This is a genomic window from Pseudomonas sp. ZS1P83 (assembly GCF_054897825.1).
This window is the reverse complement of sequence record NZ_CM142706.1, coordinates 2,732,047-2,751,260: the sequence shown is the minus strand read 5'-3', so window position 1 is coordinate 2,751,260 and position 19,214 is coordinate 2,732,047. Positions and strand designations below refer to the sequence as shown.

Sequence of the window (19,214 nt, the reverse complement as noted above, 5' to 3'; positions counted from 1 at the left end):
GGAGCGCGTGATGCGCTGGATGCTGCTGTTGTTTATAAGCCTGAGCCTGCCGGCCCTGGCCGATCTCGAGTATTCACTCAAGCCCCGACAGATCGCCGAAGACACCTGGCTGCTGGAAGGCAGCACTGACAATTTTGCCAAGGCCAACGGCGGCAACATCGTCAATACCGCGTTCATCGTCACCGAGCGCGGCGTGGTGGTGATCGATACCGGACCGTCGAAACGCTACGGCGAAGCGATGCGCAAGGCGATTGCCGCGACCACCGATAAACCGGTGATTGAGGTGCTGCTGACGCATCATCATCCTGATCATGTGCTCGGCAACCAGGCCTTCAGTGACGTGCCGATCGGCGCGCTGGCCGGCACGACCGAGCTGTTGCATCAGCAGGGCGATGCCATGGCCGAGAACCTGTATCGACTGGTGGGTGACTGGATGCGCGGCACCGAAGTGGTGTTGCCGACCGAAACGCTGACGCCCGGCGGGCGAAGTTTTGGGGATCACGATTTTCGTCTGCTGGGCCTGGGTGGGCACACTGGCGCGGATCTGGCTATTCTCGACCAGAAAACCGGCGTGTTGTTTGCCGGGGATCTGGTGTTTTATCAACGGGCGCTGACCACGCCCAACAGTCCGGGGCTGTCGGTGTGGCTGGCGGACATTGCCACACTTCAAGGCTTGCCCTGGACGCTCATCGTTCCCGGCCACGGCCCGGTGGCCACGGATCAACAGCCGCTCGAACAGATGCGCGACTACCTCACCTGGCTCGATCAGCTCATGCGCGACGGCGCCGCCAACGGCAGCGACATGGCCGAGATGATCCGCAGCCCCATCCCCGACCGTTTCGCTGGCATCAGCCTGAGTCGTTACGAGCTGATCCGCAGCGTCAGCCATTTGTATCCGCGTTACGAGCGCGGGCAGATGACCCGGGTCGATTCCGCCGCAGGAAGATGAGCAAAACAAATCCCCTGTGGGAGCGAGCCTGCTCGCGATGGCGGTGGTTCAGGCGACATCAATTTTGAATGTGAGGGCCTCATCGCGAGCAAGCTCGCTCCCACAGGGATCGGTGTTCATCTCCTCCGACCCGGTACTAAGGAACTAGCAATCTCAGCACTGCGGGCAATTGTTCCAAGGGCGGTGGCGCCCAAGAATCTGCACCAGACCGGGAAAATTTCCCGGGTATAACAAAAACCGCAGAGGTAGCCGTCATGACCCAACCCGCACGTCGCCAACCCTTCGTCTTGAGTGTGCTGCTCAGTGCCATGCTGTTGTCTGGCCCGGCATTGGCCGGCGTCACTGATCAAGACATCCTCCAGGACCCCAAGAACCCGGAGCAGATCGTCACCAACGGTCTGGGCGTCCAGGGTCAACGCTACAGTCCGCTGGACACCCTCAACGTCAACAACGTGAAGGACTTGCGGCCGGTCTGGGCGTTCTCCTTCGGCGGTGAAAAACAACGCGGTCAGCAAGCACAGCCGATGATCAAGGACGGCGTCATGTACATGACCGGTTCTTACTCGCGGGTGTTTGCGGTGGATGCGCGCACCGGCAAAAAACTCTGGCAATACGATGCGCGCCTGCCCGATGACATCCGTCCCTGCTGCGACGTGATCAACCGTGGTGTCGCGCTGTACGGCGACCTGGTGTTCTTCGGCACCCTCGACGCCAAGCTCGTGGCCCTGAACAAGGACACCGGCAAAGTCGTCTGGAGCAAGAAAGTTGCCGACCACAAGGAAGGCTATTCGATCAGCGCCGCGCCGTTGGTGATCAACGGAAAACTGATTACCGGCGTGGCCGGTGGCGAGTTCGGGGTGGTCGGCAAGATCGAAGCCTACGACCCGAAAAACGGCGATCTGCTGTGGACCCGACCCACCGTTGAAGGCCACATGGGTTACGTCTACAAGGACGGTAAAGCGGTAGAAAACGGCATCTCCGGCGGCGAAGCCGGCAAGACCTGGCCCGGCGATCTGTGGAAAACCGGCGGCGCGGCGCCTTGGCTCGGCGGTTACTACGACCCGGAAACCAATCTGCTGCTGTTCGGCACCGGCAACCCGGCGCCGTGGAACTCGCACCTGCGTCCTGGCGACAACCTCTACTCGTCGTCGCGTCTGGCGCTGAACCCGGACGACGGCACCATCAAATGGCACTTCCAGAGCACGCCTCACGACGGCTGGGACTATGACGGCGTGAACGAGCTGGTCTCGTTCAACTACACCGAAGGCGGCAAAGAGATCAAAGCCGCCGCGACCGCTGACCGCAACGGCTTTTTCTACGTACTGGATCGCACCAACGGCAAATTCATTCGCGGCTTCCCGTTCGTGGACAAGATCACCTGGGCCACCGGCCTGGATAAAGAGGGCCGGCCGATCTACAACGAAGCCAGCCGACCAGGCGCACCGGGTACCGAAGCCAAAGGCAGTTCGGTATTTGTAGCCCCGGCATTCCTCGGCGCGAAAAACTGGATGCCGATGGCCTACAACAAGGACACCGGGCTGTTCTACGTACCGTCCAATGAGTGGGGCATGGACATCTGGAACGAAGGCATCGCCTACAAAAAAGGCGCGGCGTTCCTTGGTGCCGGTTTCACCATCAAGCCGTTGAACGAAGACTACATCGGCGTGCTGCGCGCCATCGACCCGAAAACCGGCAAGGAAGTCTGGCGCCACAAGAACTTCGCACCGCTGTGGGGCGGAGTGCTGACCACCAAAGGCAACCTGGTGTTCACCGGTACGCCGGAAGGTTTCCTGCAGGCATTCAACGCCAAGACAGGTGAGAAAGTCTGGGAATTCCAGACTGGCTCCGGCGTACTCGGCTCGCCTGTGACTTGGGAAATGGACGGCGAACAGTACGTCTCGGTGCTGTCCGGTTGGGGTGGTGCTGTCCCGCTGTGGGGCGGCGAAGTGGCCAAGCGCATCAAGGACTTCAACCAAGGCGGCATGCTCTGGACCTTCAAGTTGCCGAAAGACCTGGTGGCCAAACACTGATCAGAGCAAACCTGTATCCCTGTAGGAGCGAAGCTTGCTCGCGAAGAATGCGCCGCGGTCTGACTGGATGACCGCAGTGTCCGGATCGCGGGCAAGCCTCGCTCCTACTACCAAATAACGAGAGTCCCCCTGCCAACGGCGCATTCGTCTGACGCGCGGGGCTCTCTACTATCGGTTCATCGCCTGTTTGCCCGACAGGTATCGACCCAGACAGAGGCCCACCATGATTTACGCACAACCTGGAACACCCGGCGCCGTCGTTACGTTCAAAGCGCGCTACGGCAACTTCATCGGCGGCGAGTTCGTCGCCCCGGTCAATGGCGAGTACTTCACCAACACCTCACCGGTCAACGGTGAAGTGATCGCCGAGTTCCCTCGGTCCAGCGCCGCCGACATCGAAAAAGCCCTCGATGCGGCCCATGCCGCCGCCGATGCCTGGGGCAAGACCTCCGCGCAGGACCGCTCCCTGGTGCTGCTGAAAATTGCCGACCGCATCGAACAAAACCTCGAAATCCTCGCCGTCACCGAAACCTGGGACAACGGCAAAGCCGTGCGCGAGACCCTGAACGCCGACGTGCCGCTGGCCGCCGACCATTTCCGTTACTTCGCCGGGTGCATCCGCGCACAAGAGGGCGGCGCCGCCGAGATCAACGAGTTGACGACGGCCTATCACTTCCACGAGCCATTGGGCGTGGTCGGGCAGATCATTCCGTGGAACTTTCCGCTGCTGATGGCCGCCTGGAAACTCGCCCCGGCCTTGGCTGCCGGTAACTGCGTGGTGCTCAAACCTGCCGAGCAAACGCCGCTGTCGATCATGGTTTTCGCCGAACTGATCGCCGACTTGTTGCCGGCCGGTGCGCTGAACATCGTCCAGGGTTTCGGTCGCGAAGCGGGTGAGGCGCTGGCCACCAGCAAGCGCATCGCCAAGATCGCCTTCACCGGTTCCACCCCGATAGGCGCGCACATCATGAAATGCGCGGCCGAGAACATCATTCCGAGCACTGTCGAACTGGGTGGCAAGTCGCCGAATATCTTCTTCGAAGACATCATGCAAGCCGAGCCACAGTTCATCGAGAAGGCCGCCGAAGGTTTGGTACTGGCTTTCTTCAACCAGGGTGAAGTCTGCACCTGTCCGTCCCGGGCCCTGGTTCAGGAATCGATCTACGACGACTTCATGAAAGTGGTGATGCAGAAAATCGTCAAGATCAAGCGCGGCGACCCTCTGGACACCGAAACCATGGTCGGCGCCCAGGCGTCCGAGCAGCAATACGACAAGATCCTCTCATACCTGAAAATTGCTCAGGAGGAGGGCGCCGAATTGCTCACCGGCGGCGCGGCCGAGCGTCTCGAAGGCGACTTGTCCAGCGGCTATTACATCCAGCCGACCCTGCTCAAGGGCCACAACAAAATGCGCGTGTTCCAGGAAGAAATCTTCGGCCCGGTGGTGGGTATTACCACCTTCAAGGACGAAGCCGAAGCCCTGGCGATTGCCAACGACAGCGAGTTCGGCCTCGGCGCCGGTCTGTGGACCCGCGACATCAACCGCGCTTACCGCATGGGCCGGGCGATCAAGGCCGGGCGTGTCTGGACCAACTGCTACCACCTGTACCCGGCCCACGCCGCGTTCGGTGGCTACAAGAAATCCGGTGTCGGCCGTGAAAACCACAAGATGATGCTCGACCACTATCAGCAGACCAAAAACTTGCTGGTGAGCTACGACATCAATCCGATGGGGTTCTTCTGATTCGACACGAGACCGTGTAACGGCCTTCGCGGGCAAGCCTCGCTCCTACAGGTTTATGTGATCTGTAGGAGCGAGGCTTGCCCGCGAATGGTCGTGTCTGACACACAACAACACCCCCTACCAATGCACGCCGCCACCTCGTTCGAAAGTAGCATTCGGGCACCTGGCACCCCGTGCATTAATGGCTTTACCGGAATCGTCCGGCACAAGAAAAGGATTGACCCATGTGGACTAAACCCGCGTTTACCGATCTGCGCATTGGCTTCGAAGTGACGATGTATTTCGCCAACCGCTGATTGTTCACCCGGCCAGCTGTTGCGTTGGCCGGGCCTGCCTTCTGGAGCATTGCCCATGCACATTCGCGTTCTCGGATCCGCCGCTGGCGGCGGTTTTCCGCAATGGAATTGCAACTGCCGCCAGTGCGCCGCGATGCGCAATGGCAGCCTGCGGGCGCAACGACGCACGCAGTCCTCGATTGCCCTGAGCGACAACGGTGTGGATTGGGTGCTGTGCAATGCTTCACCGGACATTCGCGCGCAACTCGAGAGTTTCGCGCCACTGCAACCGGCGCGCCGGGTGCGTGATACCGCGATCGTCGGCGTCGTCCTGCTGGACAGCCAGATCGACCATTGCACCGGCCTGTTGAGTCTGCGCGAAGGCTGCCCGCATTCGGTCTGGTGCACCGAACGCGTCCATGAAGACCTGAGCAGCGGCTTCCCCTTGTTCACCATGCTCAAGCATTGGAACGGCGGGTTGCAGTGGCAACCGGTCGGACTGGACCGCGAGCCGTTCAGCATCGCGGCCAGCGAACACCTGCAATTTCGTGCGATCCCCTTGGTGAGCAACGCACCGCCGTACTCGCCAAATCGCGGCAATCCGCAGCCGGGTGACACCATCGGACTGTTTGTAGAAGACCGGCGCACCGGCGCCTCACTGTTCTATGCGCCAGGCCTGGGTCAAATCGACGACGAAGTCCTGAGCTGGATGCAACGCGCCGATTGCCTGTTGCTGGACGGCACCTTGTGGCGCGACGACGAGATGCGAATCTGCGAAGTCGGCCAGAACCTGGGCAGTGAAATGGGTCACCTGTCGCAAAGCGGTCCTGGCGGAATGCTCGAAATCCTTGAAGGCTTTACCCGCCAGCGCAAGGTGCTGATCCACATCAACAATACCAACCCGATCCTCGATGAAGACTCGGCCGAAAGGGCATTGCTGGAGCGACGCGGGATCGAAGTGGCCTATGACGGCATGAGTATTGTGCTGTAGCGGAGGGCCCTTTCGCGGGCAAGTCGGATCGCCGCACCGCTCGCTCCTACAGATCACATCGAATTTGTAGGAGCGAGGCTTGCCCGCGAAGGCGCTGGACCAAAAACAGCAGAGCTTCCAGGAGAACCGCAATGACTGACACCGCAATGACCCCCAGCGAATTCGAAGCGGCCCTGCGCGCCAAAGGCGCCTATTACCACATTCATCATCCGTTCCACCAAGCCATGTACGCCGGGCGCTCCAGTCGCGAGCAGATTCAAGGCTGGGTCGCCAATCGCTTCTATTACCAAGTCAACATCCCCCTGAAGGACGCAGCGATTCTCGCCAACTGTCCAGACCGCGACGTGCGCCGGGAATGGCTGCAACGGATCCTCGATCACGACGGCGCACCCGGCAGCGAAGGCGGCATCGAAGCCTGGCTGCGACTGGGCGAAGCGGTGGGGCTGGAGCGCGATCAAATCCTCTCACAGGAATTGGTGCTGCCCGGTGTACGTTTTGCCGTGGATGCCTATGTCAACTTCGCCCGTCGCGCCTGTTGGCAGGAAGCCGCCAGCAGTTCGCTGACCGAGCTGTTTGCGCCGCAGATTCACCAATCCCGGCTCGATGCCTGGCCGACCCATTACCCGTGGATCGACGTTGGCGGTTACGACTATTTCCGTACTCGCCTGAGTCAGGCGCGGCGCGACGTAGAGCATGGTTTACGCATCACCTTGGCGCACTACGTCACGGTCGAAGGCCAGCAACGCATGCTGGAAATCCTGCAGTTCAAACTTGACGTACTGTGGAGCATGCTCGACGCCTTGAGCATGGCCTACGAGCTGGAACGCCCGCCGTATCACACCGTCACCCCCTCGAACGTCTGGCACCGGGGGATTGCCCTGTGAGCCTGATCAACCGCGAGCAATCACCGTCGCTGCGCCGGGGTTTTCGCCTGCAATGGGAGCCCCGTCAGGATTGCCACGTGCTGCTGTACCCCGAAGGAATGATCAAACTCAACACCAGTGCCGGGCAGATTCTCGATCTGGTGGATGGCCAGCGCAGCGTCGCGGCGATCATTGATCAACTGTCCGCGAGTTTTCCCGGTGTGCCGGGGATCGACGAGGATGTGCTGGCGTTTCTGGAGGTGGCCCATGCTCAATTCTGGATCGAGTGATTCGCGCCCGGGGCCGCCGCTGTGGCTGTTGGCGGAGCTGACCTATCGTTGCCCGCTGCAATGCCCGTACTGCTCCAATCCGCTGGACTTCGCCCAGCAGGGTGAGGAATTGAGCACCGAGGAATGGATTCGGGTGTTCCGCGAAGCCCGGGAGATGGGCGCCGCGCAACTTGGCTTCTCCGGCGGCGAGCCGTTGGTGCGTCAGGACCTGGCCGAGCTGATCAAAGCCGCCCGGGACATGGGTTACTACACCAACCTGATCACCTCGGGCATCGGCCTGACCGAGCAGAAAGTCCGCGATTTCAAGGTCGCGGGGCTGGACCACATTCAGATCAGCTTCCAGGCTGCCGACGAAGCGGTGAACAACATGCTCGCCGGTTCGCGCAAAGCCTTCGCCCAGAAACTGACCATGGCCCGCGCGGTAAAGGCGCAGGGCTATCCGATGGTGCTGAACTTCGTCACCCACCGGCACAACATCGACCAGATCGCGCAGATCATCGACTTGTGCCTGGAGCTGGAAGCGGATTTCGTCGAATTGGCGACGTGCCAGTTCTACGGCTGGGCCGAGCTCAACCGCGTTGGCCTGTTACCCACCCGCGAACAATTGCAGCGTGCCGAACGCATCACCCACTCATACCGCGAGCGTCTTGAAGCGCAGGGCCACCCGTGCAAGCTGATTTTCGTCACCCCGGATTACTACGAAGAGCGCCCCAAGACCTGCATGAACGGCTGGGCCAATCTGTTTCTCGACATCACCCCGGACGGCACGGCGTTGCCGTGCCACAGCGCCCGACAGTTGCCGGTGCAGTTTCCTAACGTGCGCGAGCACAGTATCGAGCACATCTGGACTGATTCTTTCGGCTTCAATCGCTTTCGTGGCGATGACTGGATGAAAGAGCCGTGCCGCTCCTGCGATGAAAAGCACAAGGATCTGGGCGGCTGCCGCTGCCAGGCATTCATGCTGACCGGTGATGCCGCCAACGCGGACCCGGTGTGCAGCAAGTCCCCGCACCACGGCATGATTCTCAAGGCCCGCGAGGAAGCCGAGGCACCGGGGCTGGGCATGGAACACCTGACACTGCGTAACGAGAAGGCTTCGCGACTGATCTATCGCGGATGAATGGAAGAGATGCGTCCGACACAGATCCCTGTGGGAGCGGGCTTGCCCGCGATGAGGCCAGCACATTCAACATTGATGTTAAATGTTAGATTGCTATCGCGGGCAAGTCCGCTCCCACAGGGATCTATGGTGAATACAAAATCTGAGTGCACACCGGGCGCCTGCTACCCATTGGTCTGATTGCATTCATAGCCGGATGCTTTAGTGTGGACGTTACCTTCCAGAACAATAAAAACAGGCTTTCCAATGAGCCAGAGTCTCAGCCAGCTGCGTAAATTCGTTTCGCCTGAAATCATCTTTGGTGCCGGCTGCCGGCACAACGTCGGCAATTGCGCCAAAACCTTTGGCGCCCGCAAGGTGCTGCTGGTCAGCGATCCCGGTGTGATTGCTGCCGGTTGGGTCGCCGATGTCGAGGCCAGTCTGCAAGCCCAGGGCATCGAGTATTTCCTGTACAGCGCGGTCTCGCCCAACCCGCGGGTCGAAGAAGTGATGCTCGGCGCCGATCTGTACCGGGAAAATCATTGCGATGTGATCGTTGCCGTCGGTGGCGGTAGCCCGATGGATTGTGGCAAAGGTATCGGCATTGTCGTCGCCCATGGACGCAGCATCCTCGAATTCGAAGGCGTGGACACCATCCGTGTTCCGAGCCCGCCGCTGATCCTGATTCCGACCACCGCCGGGACCTCGGCCGATGTATCGCAATTCGTGATCATCTCCAACCAGCAAGAACGCATGAAGTTCTCCATCGTCAGTAAGGCGGTGGTGCCGGACGTGTCGCTAATCGACCCGGAAACCACCCTGAGCATGGACCCGTTCCTGTCGGCCTGTACCGGCATCGATGCGTTGGTGCATGCCATCGAAGCGTTTGTTTCCACCGGTCACGGGCCATTGACCGATCCCCATGCGCTGGAGGCGATGCGCCTGATCAACGGCAATCTGGTGCAGATGATCGCCAACCCGAACGACATCGCCCTGCGCGAGAAGATCATGCTCGGCAGCATGCAGGCCGGGCTGGCGTTCTCCAACGCGATCCTCGGCGCGGTACACGCCATGTCCCACAGCCTGGGCGGTTTTCTCGATCTGCCGCACGGTTTGTGCAACGCCGTGCTGGTGGAGCACGTGGTGGCCTTTAACTACAACTCGGCACCGGAACGTTTCAAGGTGATCGCCGAGACCTTTGGCATCGATTGCCGTGGCTTGAATCATCGGCAGATTTGCGGGCGCCTGGTGGAGCATCTGATCGCCCTGAAACATGCGATCGGCTTCCACGAAACCCTGGGACTGCACGGGGTCAGCACTGCAGACATTCCGTTCCTGTCGCAACACGCCATGCACGACCCGTGCATCCTGACCAACCCGCGCGAGTCCAGTCAGCGTGATGTCGAGGTCGTCTATGGCGAAGCCCTCTGACGAACAGCAACGGGCGCTGGCGGGGTTACTGGGATTAGGCAGCCACTCGGCGCGCAAGAGTCATTACCCGGAACTGGCCGCGCGCCTGGACGAGCTGGAAGCCGAGCGCAATCGCTACAAATGGCTGTTCGAAAACGCGGTCCACGGGATCTTCCAGGCTAGCCTCTTGGAAGGCATGCGTGCCGCCAATCCGGCACTGGCGCGGATGCTTGGCTATCAGGACCCGCAAGAGGTGCTGTTCTCACTGGCCGACCTGGCGAGCAACCTGTTTGTCGGCGGCGCTCCAGAGCTGGAGAACATCGGTGAAATGCTCAAGCGCGAGCGCAGCCTGCTCGGGTACGAAACTCAATTGCGGCGCAAGGATGGCAGCAGCCTCGACGTGCTGATGAACCTGTTGCTCAAGCCCGATCAGGAAGGGCTGGTGGAGGGGTTTGTCGCCGATATCACCGAACGCAAATTCGCCCAGCAGCGCCTGCAGCAACTCAACGACGAACTGGAGCAGCGGGTCACCGCGCGCACTGATGAGCTGCTGGAAGCCAACCGCAACCTGCAACAGCAGATCACCCAGCGTAAACAGATTGCCCAAGCGCTGCGCGATGCCCGAGACGCCGCCGAGGCCGCCAATCGCAGCAAGGACAAATACCTCGCCGCCGCCAGTCACGATCTGCTGCAACCGCTCAACGCCGCGCGTTTGCTGATCTCCACCCTGCGCGAGCGCAAGCTGCCCGACGTCGAACACGTGCTGGTGGAGCGTACGCACCAGGCGCTGGAAGGGGCGGAAGATTTGCTCACCGATTTGCTGGATATTTCCCGGCTCGATCAGGCGGCGGTCAAACCGGACATTGCGCTGTACCGTCTCGACGAATTGCTCGCGCCGTTGGTGTCGGAGTTCCAGTCAGTGGCCCAAGCTGCTGGGTTGAACCTGCGTGTGCACATGGGCGATTACGCCATCAGTACAGACTTGCGCCTGATGACGCGAATCCTGCGCAACTTCCTCAGTAACGCCTGCCGCTACACTGACGAGGGCAGCATCCTGCTGGGTGCCAGACGCCGGGGTGAAATGCTGCGCCTGGAAGTTTGGGACACCGGGCGCGGGATCGCGGCGGACCGGCTGGATTCGATCTTCCTCGAGTTCAACCAACTGGACGTCGGACGCGCCTCCGACCGCAAGGGCGTGGGCCTGGGGCTGGCCATCGTTGAACGCATCGCCAAGATTCTAGGTTACAAAATTCAGGTTCATTCGTTGCCGGGGCGCGGGTCGATGTTCAGCATCGCCGTGCCAATTTCCCATGAGGTTCCGCTGCCGATCAGTCAGGCCGCGCCACTGCCGGGCACCGGAAATCCATTGCCGGGCCGACGTTTGTTGGTACTGGACAACGAAGTGAGCATCCTCGAAAGCATGAGCGCGCTGCTCGGGCAGTGGGGTTGCGAGGTGGTGACGGCCACTGATGAGTTCTGCGCACTGGCAGCCCTGCAGGGGCGACCACCGGAACTGATTCTGGCGGACTACCACCTCGACCACGGGGTGGTGGGCTGTGATGTGGTCAGGCATTTGCGCGAGCATTACAACCAGATGATTCCGGCGGTCATCATCACTGCCGACCGCACGGATCAGTGTCGGCGCTCATTGCAGAAGCTCGAAGCGCCGTTGCTGAACAAACCGGTGAAGCCAGGCAAGTTGCGTGCGGTGTTGAGTCAGTTGTTGGGGTAGCGATAGCGCAGGCTAAAACCGAGCTCGGCTGACTCGTCTTGCTCCATCAAACGCAGCCCTGGTCGACCGGGCAGGTGATCAGCGCAACGGGTGCCCACCCTCGGCGATGCGGTTCGACCAGGGAAACAACGGAAAACAGCCGGGCTTGCCCGGCAGACCGGGGCGAGGGTGAGGTGGGGGAGTTCGTCTTCGAGTTCAAGCAGTGTTAGCGTCATGTTGCCTTTGGCTCCGGCAAACCTTTCACCCCGGGATTAAGGGCGAACACACCGCCGGCCAGTGACTGTTCGTCATGGTCGTCGCCGGGGCGGATCGAGGTCACGAACAGGGTGTCCAGTCGGCTGCCACCAAAGGCGCACATGGTCGGTTTCTTCACCGGTACGGCGAGGGAACGGTCCAGTCGGCCGTCGGGGGTGAAGCGGTGAATCAGCCCGGCGTCATTGGCGCATATCCAGTAGCAGCCTTCTGCATCGACCGCGGCGCCATCGGGACGGCCAGGGAACTGATTCATGTCGACAAACAGCCGGCGATTGGACGGCGTGCCGCTGTCGATGTCGTAATCAAAGGCCCAGATTTGCTGGACCAGGGGATGGGAGTCAGACAAGTACATCGTCCGCCCGTCTGGGCTGAAACCCAGACCGTTGGGCACGATAAATCCGCTGAGTTGGGCCTCGAGTGGCCCGCGTTGACCGGCGCTGTAGCGGTAAAGCGTGCCGTCGGCAGCGTTGGCGCCCATGTTCAGCACCATGCTGCCGGCCCAGAAGCGGCCCTGACGATCGCAGCGCCCATCGTTCAAGCGCATATCGGGGCGGGCGTGATCGACGTCCGCCAGTAGTGCGCTGTCGAGGCTGCCGTCGTTGTGCGGGTGCAGATGGAAGAACCCGCTTTCCATTCCGGCAACCCAGCCACCGTCGCGGTGACGTGCGATGCAGGCGAGCATTTGCGGCGCTGTCCAGGCGTGGACATGACCGGTTCCGGCGCTCCAGCGTTGCAGGCCCCCGACGGGAATATCGACCCAGTACAGGGCGTTTTCCTCGGGGACCCAGACCGGGCTTTCACCCACTGCGTTTCGGGCATCGACAATCAGTTCAGCGTGCATGGCAACTCATTCCCTCGGGTTTTTGTTTGGGGTGAGGAGGTTCAGTCGCCAAACGGCCCAGAAGCGACAAACGCGCCACCCTGGTAAACCATGGCCGGGTCATCAGTGGCCGGCATCGGTTGGGCTTCGACTTTTTCGCGGAATACTTCGGAGTTGTCCTGTGGTTTATACCCCAGGCCGGTTGCGAAACGGTTGTCCCACCAGACGTTCTTGTTATCGGACACGCCATACACCACGGTGTGGCCGACATGGGGCGCGTACAACGCACATTCGAGCAGGTGGGTCAGGTCGCCGAAGCTCAGCCAGGTGCTCATCATTCGGCGGTTCTGTGGTTCCGGGAACGAGGAGCCGATACGGATGCTGACGGTCTCGATGCCGTAGCGATCGAAGTAGAAACTGGCCATGTCTTCGCCGTAGGACTTGGACAAGCCGTAGTAGCTGTCCGGGCGGCGAGGGGAGTGGGCGTCGATGACTTCGTCCTGTTTGTAGAAGCCAATCACGTGGTTGGAGCTGGCGAAAATCAACCGCTTCACGCCATGCCGGCGAGCGGCTTCGTAAATATGGAAAACGCCGCAGATGTTGGCCCCGAGGATGTCTTCAAACGAATGCTCCGTCGACACGCCGCCGAAGTGCAGGATCGCGTCCACGCCTTCGACCAGTTGATGGACCGCCTGCTTGTCCGCGAGGTCGCAGAGCACGACTTCTTCACGATCATCAAGGGCAGGGGTGATGTCGGCGATGTCCGACAGGCGAATCACGTTGGCACAGGGGCGCAGGCTTTCGCGCAAGACTTTGCCAAGGCCGCCGGCGGCACCGGTCAGAAGCAGGCGATTGAAAGGGGCGCGGGCTGTAGGAGTGGTTGTCATGGAAGTCCCTGCACAAGCAATTATTGTTATTGGGTTCGTTGTAGGTTGTCGTACCACATGGCCGAAGTATCGTTAGGCTTTCCGGTGCTTGTCAACGAGTCATCGTTTGAAATTGACGGAGGGTCATTCCACCCCCCATCAACCACAGGTTTTTGTCAGCCTGCAAAAGATGCCGCGTTACAGCAACGAGCGCGGGTAGCTGATGAAGATCCGGTTTTCGTCGAATTCGTTGGTGCTGAAGTCCTTGCGAATGCTCGCGTTACGCCATTTGACGTTGAGGTTTTTCAGTGCACCGCTTTGTACGGTATAGGCCAGCTCCGATTCGCGGCCCCATTCCTTGCCGTCGGTGATGCTGCCGGTGTGCACGTTATCGCCGCTGATGTAGCGGTTCATCAGGGTCAGCCCGGGAATGCCGAGCGCCACAAGGTCTGCGGCAGGGAACGGCCGTCGTCGGAGCGCAGGATCGGCAGCACCGGCATCCATTCGCCGACCTTCAATTCGGTTTTCGAAATTTTGCCTTTCAGCACGACACCCAGACGGCCGAAATTATCGGCAGGACGACCGTCGTCATGGATCGGCAGCAACCCTGTGCCGCCCGTGCCTTTGCCGCCATCGAGCTTTTGCGAGTACAGGCCCAGCACATCCACGCCGAAACCGACGAGGCTTGGGTGAACCCGGACTTGGCGTCGAGAATGAGGTTTTGTGTCCACTCTTCAGCCTTGCCCTGCGGATAGGCCGGGTCGGTGAAGTTGCGATTGAAGTAGGCGTTGCGCAGGTTCAGCGTGGCCTTGGCGTCATCCACAAAACCTTCGGCATGGCTGATCATGGGCAGGGCGAGGGCCAGGCTGCTGCAACCGATCAGGCTCAGGGTGCGACGGCGTGCGAAGGTTGGGCGAAGGGTGCAGACGGAGGAATTGCGGACGAGCTTGCTCACAGTGACGCTCCCTTGTTCTTGTTTTTTTATTTTCGTCATGCGTCGTCGTACAACATTGGGGCGATTATTTGCGAGACTTTCAGGGGTTGTCAATTATAAGTTGTACGATGACCTCTGTGGGAGTGTCAGCCAGTGATCATCGGGGGCAGGGTGCCCAGAAGTGAAACCGCGGCCACCGCGCCCATCCCGAGCAACCATTCGAGGATGACGCTGTTCAGCGCAGTGTGACGCTGCTCGCAGTGGTTGATTCGCTGCCGATTGAACAGTGCCAATCCCAGCATCGCGGCGACCAGCACCACCTTGATCAACAGAATCAACGCAAACCCGGACAACAACGGCGTCGGCCAGAACTGCCCGGTGAGTACCCGAACGTTGATCAGCCCGGTGATTAGCAGCCCCGCAACCAAGGCGTAACCGACCCCACTGAAGCGCTGCAATATCGCTTTAACGCGATGCTCTGCCGGTTGCCGCAGGATCATCACCAACAGCATCAAACCGCCGAGCCAGGCGCCGACGCAGGTCAGGTGAATGACCTGATTGAGGATCAGCAATTGGCCGTTGATACCGTCGAGCATGGCACCGTGGCCGACCGGGGCGAGCGTCCCCAGCAGCAGGGCGGCGAGGCCGATTCGCAGGGGCAGGTTCGAACGCAATGGCGTCATCAGCAGCGCTACCAACAAAGCATTGAGCAGCAGGTGCCAGCGCCAGGCCTGACCGAAAAATGTAGTGCCCAGCACCAGGTGCAGGGTCGACGGATCGAATGCCGCGTCCCAGGCCCCGGCCATGCTGGCGGTGATCAACAGTAACCAGACAACGCCACTGACCAATGCCACCGCCGCCAGCCAGCGGCTGGTTCTCATCAGTCGCTGATCCAGCTTTTCAGCGGCGCCATTGAGCAGCAGAGGCCTGAACACCCAGGCCCCGAACAGCATCAGCACCACGGTGAAATGCAGAAAGCGGCACAGCACCATCGCGCTCGTCATGAATTACTGGCCAACCTTGAAGCGATAGGCGCCTTCGCTTTTGTGGGTATCGACCGACACCGCGTGCCATTCGACTTTGTAGGCACCCGCCGCCAGCGGTGCAGCCGGGGTGACGATCAGGCTTTTCTTGTCGCGGCCTTCGGTGGCGAGGCTTTTCACCGGCACGTCGGCACCGTCCTTGCTGATCGTGACCTTGGAAAAGGTCGCTTCAACGCCTTCGGAAAACACCAGACGCAGTTCCGACGGCGCGCTCACCGTGCTGTCGGCGGCCGGGGTCTGGCTTTTCAGATGGGTGTGAGCAAACACCGATGATGCGGCGAGCAGCGAGCTGAGCAGGGCGGCGGTGGTCAGGGCTTTCTTGAGCAGCATCGTGAATACCTCTGAGGCAGGTTCGAAGAGGCGCCAGTTTACCTGCGAGAAGCTCGGTGTACGAAGTTTCGTTTTCCCTTGTCGCCGCGGTGTAGAGCGGATGCTAGTCTTGGCCAACGCTGTTGTCAGGGAGCCCTCATGGGCAATCACAAGATCGAGATTCGTCGCAGTAACGTCGAGAAAATTCTGCTGGGAGCCGAAAAGGTTTTCGCCGAAAAAGGTTTCGGCGGCACCGCCATGGCCGACATCGCCGCCGAAGTGCAACTGCCGCGCTCCAACCTGCATTACTACTTCAGCACCAAGAGTGAGCTGTACAGCGCCGTGCTGTTCGATTTGCTGGAAGTGTGGAAACAGGACGCTCTGTGCTTCGAGATGTTCGACGACCCGCGCGTGGTGCTCAGCAGCTACATCCGGGCCAAAATGAACCACTCCCGCAGCCGGCCTTACGGCTCCAAAGTCTGGGCCAACGAAATCATCCATGGTGCACCGACCCTGGGTGAGAAGCTGGACGTGAGTCTGTACGACTGGGCAAAGATGAAAGAGGCGAAAATTCGTCAGTGGGTGGACGACAAACGCATCCTGCCGGTGGAGCCTTCAAGCTTGCTGTACATGATCTGGGCTTCGACCCAGCACTACGCCGACTTTGATCATCAGGTGAATATTCTGAATGACCACCAGCCGCTGTCGGACATGCAGTTTGAGCGGGCGGTGCAGACGGTGACCAGCGTGATACTGCGGGGGATTGGGATAGAGCCTTAGTTCGATCGTTCCCACGCTCTGCGTGGGAATGCCTCAATGGACGCTCTGCGTCCGCTTTGGGACGCGGAGCGTCCCGGGCTGCATTTCCACGCAGAGCGTGGGAACGATCGGTTAGGGGACGACGTGGTACGGATTCCTCGGATCATGATTCCAATCCAAAAACGGCTTGCCCGTATCCATCGGCACCATCTCAATACAATCCTGCACCGGACACGTGATCTGACACAGATTGCACCCCACACACTCGTCATCAATCACTTCATACTTATGCGTCCCGTCCGCCTGCTTCAGGCTGGCAACCGCCTGGTGCGAGGTGTCTTCGCAAGCAATGTGGCAGCGACCACAACCAATGCACGCTTGCTGGTCAATCTTCGCAATCACCTGATAGTTGATGTCCAGGTACTTCCAGTCCGTGGTATTGCCCACCGCACGCCCGGTGAACTCCGACACGCTTGCATAGCCCTGACTGTCCATCCAGCGCGATAAACCGTCTTTCATCTCCTCGACAATCCGGAAGCCATGCAGCATCGCCGCCGTGCACACCTGCACCGAGCCGCTGCCCAGCGCAATGAACTCCGCTGCGTCGCGCCAGCTGCCGATGCCGCCAATGCCAGAGATCGGCAGGCCCTGCGTCTGTGGGTCGCGAGCGATTTCGGCGACCATGTTCAGCGCAATCGGTTTCACCGCAGAGCCGCAATAACCACCGTGGGTGCTTTGGCTGCCCACGGCGGGATTGGCGACCATGCGCTCCAGGTTGACGCTGGTGATCGAGTTGATCGTATTGATCAACGACACCGCATCCGCGCCTCCGCGATGGGCCGCGCGGGCGGCGACGCGAATGTCGGTGATGTTCGGTGTGAGCTTGACGATCACCGGCAGCGAGCAGTACGTCTTGCACCAGCGGGTGACTTGCTCGACGTACTCCGGCACCTGACCGACTGCCGCGCCCATGCCACGTTCCGGCATCCCGTGCGGGCAGCCGAAGTTCAGTTCGATGCCGTCGGCGCCGGTGGCTTCCACCAGCGGCAGGATGAATTTCCATGATTCTTCGACGCAGGGCACCATCAGCGACACAATCAGCGCGCGGTCCGGCCAGTCCCTTTTGACCTGAGTGATTTCCCGCAGGTTGATGTCCAGCGAGCGATCGGTGATCAGCTCGATGTTGTTGAAACCCATGACTTCACGGTTAGCGCCGAAGAGCGCTGAGTAACGCGATGACACGTTGACCGCCGCCGGGTCTTCACCCAGGGTTTTCCAGACCACGCCACCCCAGCCGGCTTCGAAGGCGCGGACCACGTTGTAGGCCTTGTCGGTCGGTGGCGCGGAGGCCAGCCAGAACGGATTGGGGGCTTTGATGCCAGCGAAGACAATCGAGAGATCGGCCATTTACGCAGCCTCCACGTTGAGCATGAGTTGGGCGTTAATGGCCTCGGCGGCCCGTTTGCCGTGCTGCACGGCTTGCACGGTGAGGTCCTGATCGAGACTGGTGCAGTCGCCACCGGCGTACACGCCGGGGATGCTGGTGCGCAGATTTTCGTCCACCTGAATCCGCTCACCCTGACGCTTGAGTTCACGGGCCAGCGGGTCGGCGAGGGCGCTGGCGTCGAAGGCTTGGCCGATGGCTTTGAAGATTGCGTCGGCGGCCAGTTCGAAGGTCTCGCCAGTGGTTTGCAGGCGACCGTTTACCAGCTGCGTGCGGGCGAAGCGCATGCCACGCACGAGGCCCTGGTCATCAAGCAGCACTTCTTCCGGTTGTGCCCAGGTCAACAGTCGCACCTGATTGGCCTTGGCGATGTCTTGTTCGTGACCCGTGGCGCCCATTTCCTCGACACCGCGGCGGTACACCAGATTCACGTCGCGAGCGCCGAGGCGAGCCATTTGCACGGCCATGTCGATGGCGGTGTTGCCGGCACCGAGGACGATGCAGTGGTCGGCCAGCGGCAGTTGCGTCAGGTCATCGGCCTGGCGCAGTTCGCGGATGTAGTCGGTGGCGGCGAGCAGGCCCGGCGCCTCTTCGTTGGCCAGCCCCAGTTGTTTACTGGCATTCAAGCCGAGGCCGAGGAACACCGCGTCGAATTGCAGATGCAGTTCGCTTAAGGTCAGGTTTTCTCCAAGTTTTTGCCCGTGGCGGATTTCGATGCCGCCGATCTCCAAGAGGAAATCCAGTTCCTTCTGCGCGTAATCGTCGACCAGTTTGTACTTGGCGATCCCATATTCGTTGAGGCCGCCAGCCTTTTCCCGTGCCTCGAAAATCACCACGTCATGACCGTGCATGGCACTGCGGTGAGCGCAGGACAAACCGGCCGGTCCGGCACCGACCACGGCGATGCGATTGCCAGTAGATGCCGCACGAGGGAAGGGGTGTTCGCTGAAGTGCGCGTTGTCTACGGCGTAACGCTGCAACAGGCCGATCAGCACCGGTGAGCACTCATGGTCGTTGTTGCGCACGCAGGCTTGCTGGCAAAGGACTTCCGTCGGGCACACCCGGGCGCAACTGCCGCCGAGGATGTTCGCCGAGAGGATTTTCTGCGCGGCGCCCTGAACGTTTTCCTGATGGATATTGCGAATGAACGACGGAATATCGATCTCGCTCGGACAGGCATTCACGCACGGCGCGTCGTAGCAGTACAGGCAACGCGAGGCTTCCAGATGGGCCTGACGGTCGTTGAGTGGCGGTGCCAGATCGGTGAAATGGCCGGCGAGGGCGGCCGCATTCTCATAGGGATGCGGGAGGTGGTTCAGGGTCTTGATCACGGTGTTGGCCTCACGGTTATTGAGGTACTGCCTCTGATGGGCTGATCGTTCCCACGCTCTGCGTGGGAAT

17 protein-coding genes and 2 pseudogenes are annotated in these 19,214 nt (G+C 60.6%); 11 read left to right on the top strand and 8 right to left on the bottom strand.

The window, feature by feature from the left end:
• The first annotated feature begins 10 nt into the window (after nt 1-10).
• The 10 genes from ACYZT0_RS13050 to ACYZT0_RS13005 all read left to right on the top strand — a co-directional run bounded on the left by ACYZT0_RS13050 (nt 11) and on the right by ACYZT0_RS13005 (nt 11,383).
• Nucleotides 11-949: a quinoprotein relay system zinc metallohydrolase 1 gene (locus ACYZT0_RS13050; protein ID WP_462046183.1), complete on the top strand. Its 939-nt coding sequence runs from the start codon at nt 11-13 to the stop codon at nt 947-949.
• Nucleotides 950-1,203: 254 nt separating this feature from the next.
• The gene (locus ACYZT0_RS13045; protein ID WP_462046182.1) at nt 1,204-2,979 is read left to right on the top strand and encodes a PQQ-dependent methanol/ethanol family dehydrogenase; all 1,776 of its coding nucleotides are present in this window, start codon (nt 1,204-1,206) and stop codon (nt 2,977-2,979) included.
• A gap of 223 nt (nt 2,980-3,202) precedes the next feature.
• Complete coding sequence (gene exaC / locus ACYZT0_RS13040; RefSeq protein WP_462046181.1) at nt 3,203-4,723, top strand: acetaldehyde dehydrogenase ExaC; 1,521 nt, start codon at nt 3,203-3,205, stop codon at nt 4,721-4,723.
• A gap of 224 nt (nt 4,724-4,947) precedes the next feature.
• Nucleotides 4,948-5,019, top strand: coding sequence for a pyrroloquinoline quinone precursor peptide PqqA (gene pqqA / locus ACYZT0_RS13035; RefSeq protein ID WP_003253598.1), 72 nt, complete (start codon nt 4,948-4,950; stop codon nt 5,017-5,019).
• A 55-nt stretch (nt 5,020-5,074) separates the two neighbouring features.
• The gene (gene pqqB, locus ACYZT0_RS13030; RefSeq protein WP_462046180.1) at nt 5,075-5,989 is read left to right on the top strand and encodes a pyrroloquinoline quinone biosynthesis protein PqqB; all 915 of its coding nucleotides are present in this window, start codon (nt 5,075-5,077) and stop codon (nt 5,987-5,989) included.
• A gap of 131 nt (nt 5,990-6,120) precedes the next feature.
• The gene (gene pqqC / locus ACYZT0_RS13025; protein WP_462046179.1) at nt 6,121-6,873 is read left to right on the top strand and encodes a pyrroloquinoline-quinone synthase PqqC; all 753 of its coding nucleotides are present in this window, start codon (nt 6,121-6,123) and stop codon (nt 6,871-6,873) included.
• Complete coding sequence (gene pqqD / locus ACYZT0_RS13020) at nt 6,870-7,142, top strand: pyrroloquinoline quinone biosynthesis peptide chaperone PqqD (protein ID WP_462046178.1); 273 nt, start codon at nt 6,870-6,872, stop codon at nt 7,140-7,142. Before pqqC ends, pqqD begins: the two co-directional genes overlap by 4 nt.
• Nucleotides 7,120-8,262: a pyrroloquinoline quinone biosynthesis protein PqqE gene (pqqE, locus tag ACYZT0_RS13015; protein ID WP_462046177.1), complete on the top strand. Its 1,143-nt coding sequence runs from the start codon at nt 7,120-7,122 to the stop codon at nt 8,260-8,262. The genes pqqD and pqqE overlap by 23 nt, the downstream gene beginning before the upstream one ends.
• Before the next feature lie 246 nt (nt 8,263-8,508).
• The gene (gene ercA, locus ACYZT0_RS13010; RefSeq protein WP_149630476.1) at nt 8,509-9,672 is read left to right on the top strand and encodes an alcohol dehydrogenase-like regulatory protein ErcA; all 1,164 of its coding nucleotides are present in this window, start codon (nt 8,509-8,511) and stop codon (nt 9,670-9,672) included.
• The gene (locus ACYZT0_RS13005) at nt 9,656-11,383 is read left to right on the top strand and encodes a PAS domain-containing hybrid sensor histidine kinase/response regulator (RefSeq protein ID WP_462046176.1); all 1,728 of its coding nucleotides are present in this window, start codon (nt 9,656-9,658) and stop codon (nt 11,381-11,383) included. Before ercA ends, ACYZT0_RS13005 begins: the two co-directional genes overlap by 17 nt.
• A gap of 93 nt (nt 11,384-11,476) precedes the next feature.
• Here the strand turns inward: ACYZT0_RS13005 and ACYZT0_RS13000 are convergent.
• The 6 genes and pseudogenes from ACYZT0_RS13000 to copC all read right to left on the bottom strand — a co-directional run.
• Nucleotides 11,477-11,598: pseudogene (locus tag ACYZT0_RS13000) on the bottom strand (aldose 1-epimerase); the annotation flags it as partial.
• Nucleotides 11,595-12,479 carry an SMP-30/gluconolactonase/LRE family protein gene (locus ACYZT0_RS12995; protein WP_462046175.1) on the bottom strand — a complete coding sequence of 295 codons (885 nt, stop codon included), beginning with the start codon at nt 12,477-12,479 and terminating at the stop codon, nt 11,595-11,597. The pseudogene ACYZT0_RS13000 and the gene ACYZT0_RS12995, both read right to left, overlap by 4 nt.
• A gap of 41 nt (nt 12,480-12,520) precedes the next feature.
• A complete protein-coding gene (locus tag ACYZT0_RS12990) occupies nt 12,521-13,345 on the bottom strand; it encodes an NAD-dependent epimerase/dehydratase family protein (protein ID WP_462046174.1) in 825 nt (274 codons plus the stop codon).
• A 177-nt stretch (nt 13,346-13,522) separates the two neighbouring features.
• A pseudogene (locus tag ACYZT0_RS12985) lies at nt 13,523-14,171 on the bottom strand (OprD family outer membrane porin).
• A gap of 233 nt (nt 14,172-14,404) precedes the next feature.
• Entirely contained in the window at nt 14,405-15,262 is an 858-nt protein-coding gene (gene copD, locus ACYZT0_RS12980; protein WP_462046173.1) for a copper homeostasis membrane protein CopD, read from the bottom strand.
• Between the two features lie 3 nt (nt 15,263-15,265).
• Complete coding sequence (copC, locus tag ACYZT0_RS12975) at nt 15,266-15,631, bottom strand: copper homeostasis periplasmic binding protein CopC (protein ID WP_462046172.1); 366 nt, start codon at nt 15,629-15,631, stop codon at nt 15,266-15,268.
• Nucleotides 15,632-15,769: 138 nt separating this feature from the next.
• On the opposite strand from copC, the gene ACYZT0_RS12970 reads away from it, so the two are divergent.
• Nucleotides 15,770-16,390: a TetR/AcrR family transcriptional regulator gene (locus ACYZT0_RS12970; protein ID WP_462046171.1), complete on the top strand. Its 621-nt coding sequence runs from the start codon at nt 15,770-15,772 to the stop codon at nt 16,388-16,390.
• Between the two features lie 111 nt (nt 16,391-16,501).
• On the opposite strand, the gene preA is transcribed toward ACYZT0_RS12970, so the two are convergent.
• Nucleotides 16,502-17,776, bottom strand: a complete 1,275-nt coding sequence (gene preA / locus ACYZT0_RS12965; protein ID WP_462046170.1) for an NAD-dependent dihydropyrimidine dehydrogenase subunit PreA — start codon at nt 17,774-17,776, stop codon at nt 16,502-16,504.
• On the bottom strand, nt 17,777-19,144 hold the full coding sequence (locus tag ACYZT0_RS12960) for an NAD(P)-dependent oxidoreductase (RefSeq protein ID WP_462046169.1): 1,368 nt from the start codon (nt 19,142-19,144) through the stop codon (nt 17,777-17,779).
• Nucleotides 19,145-19,214: the final 70 nt, after the last annotated feature.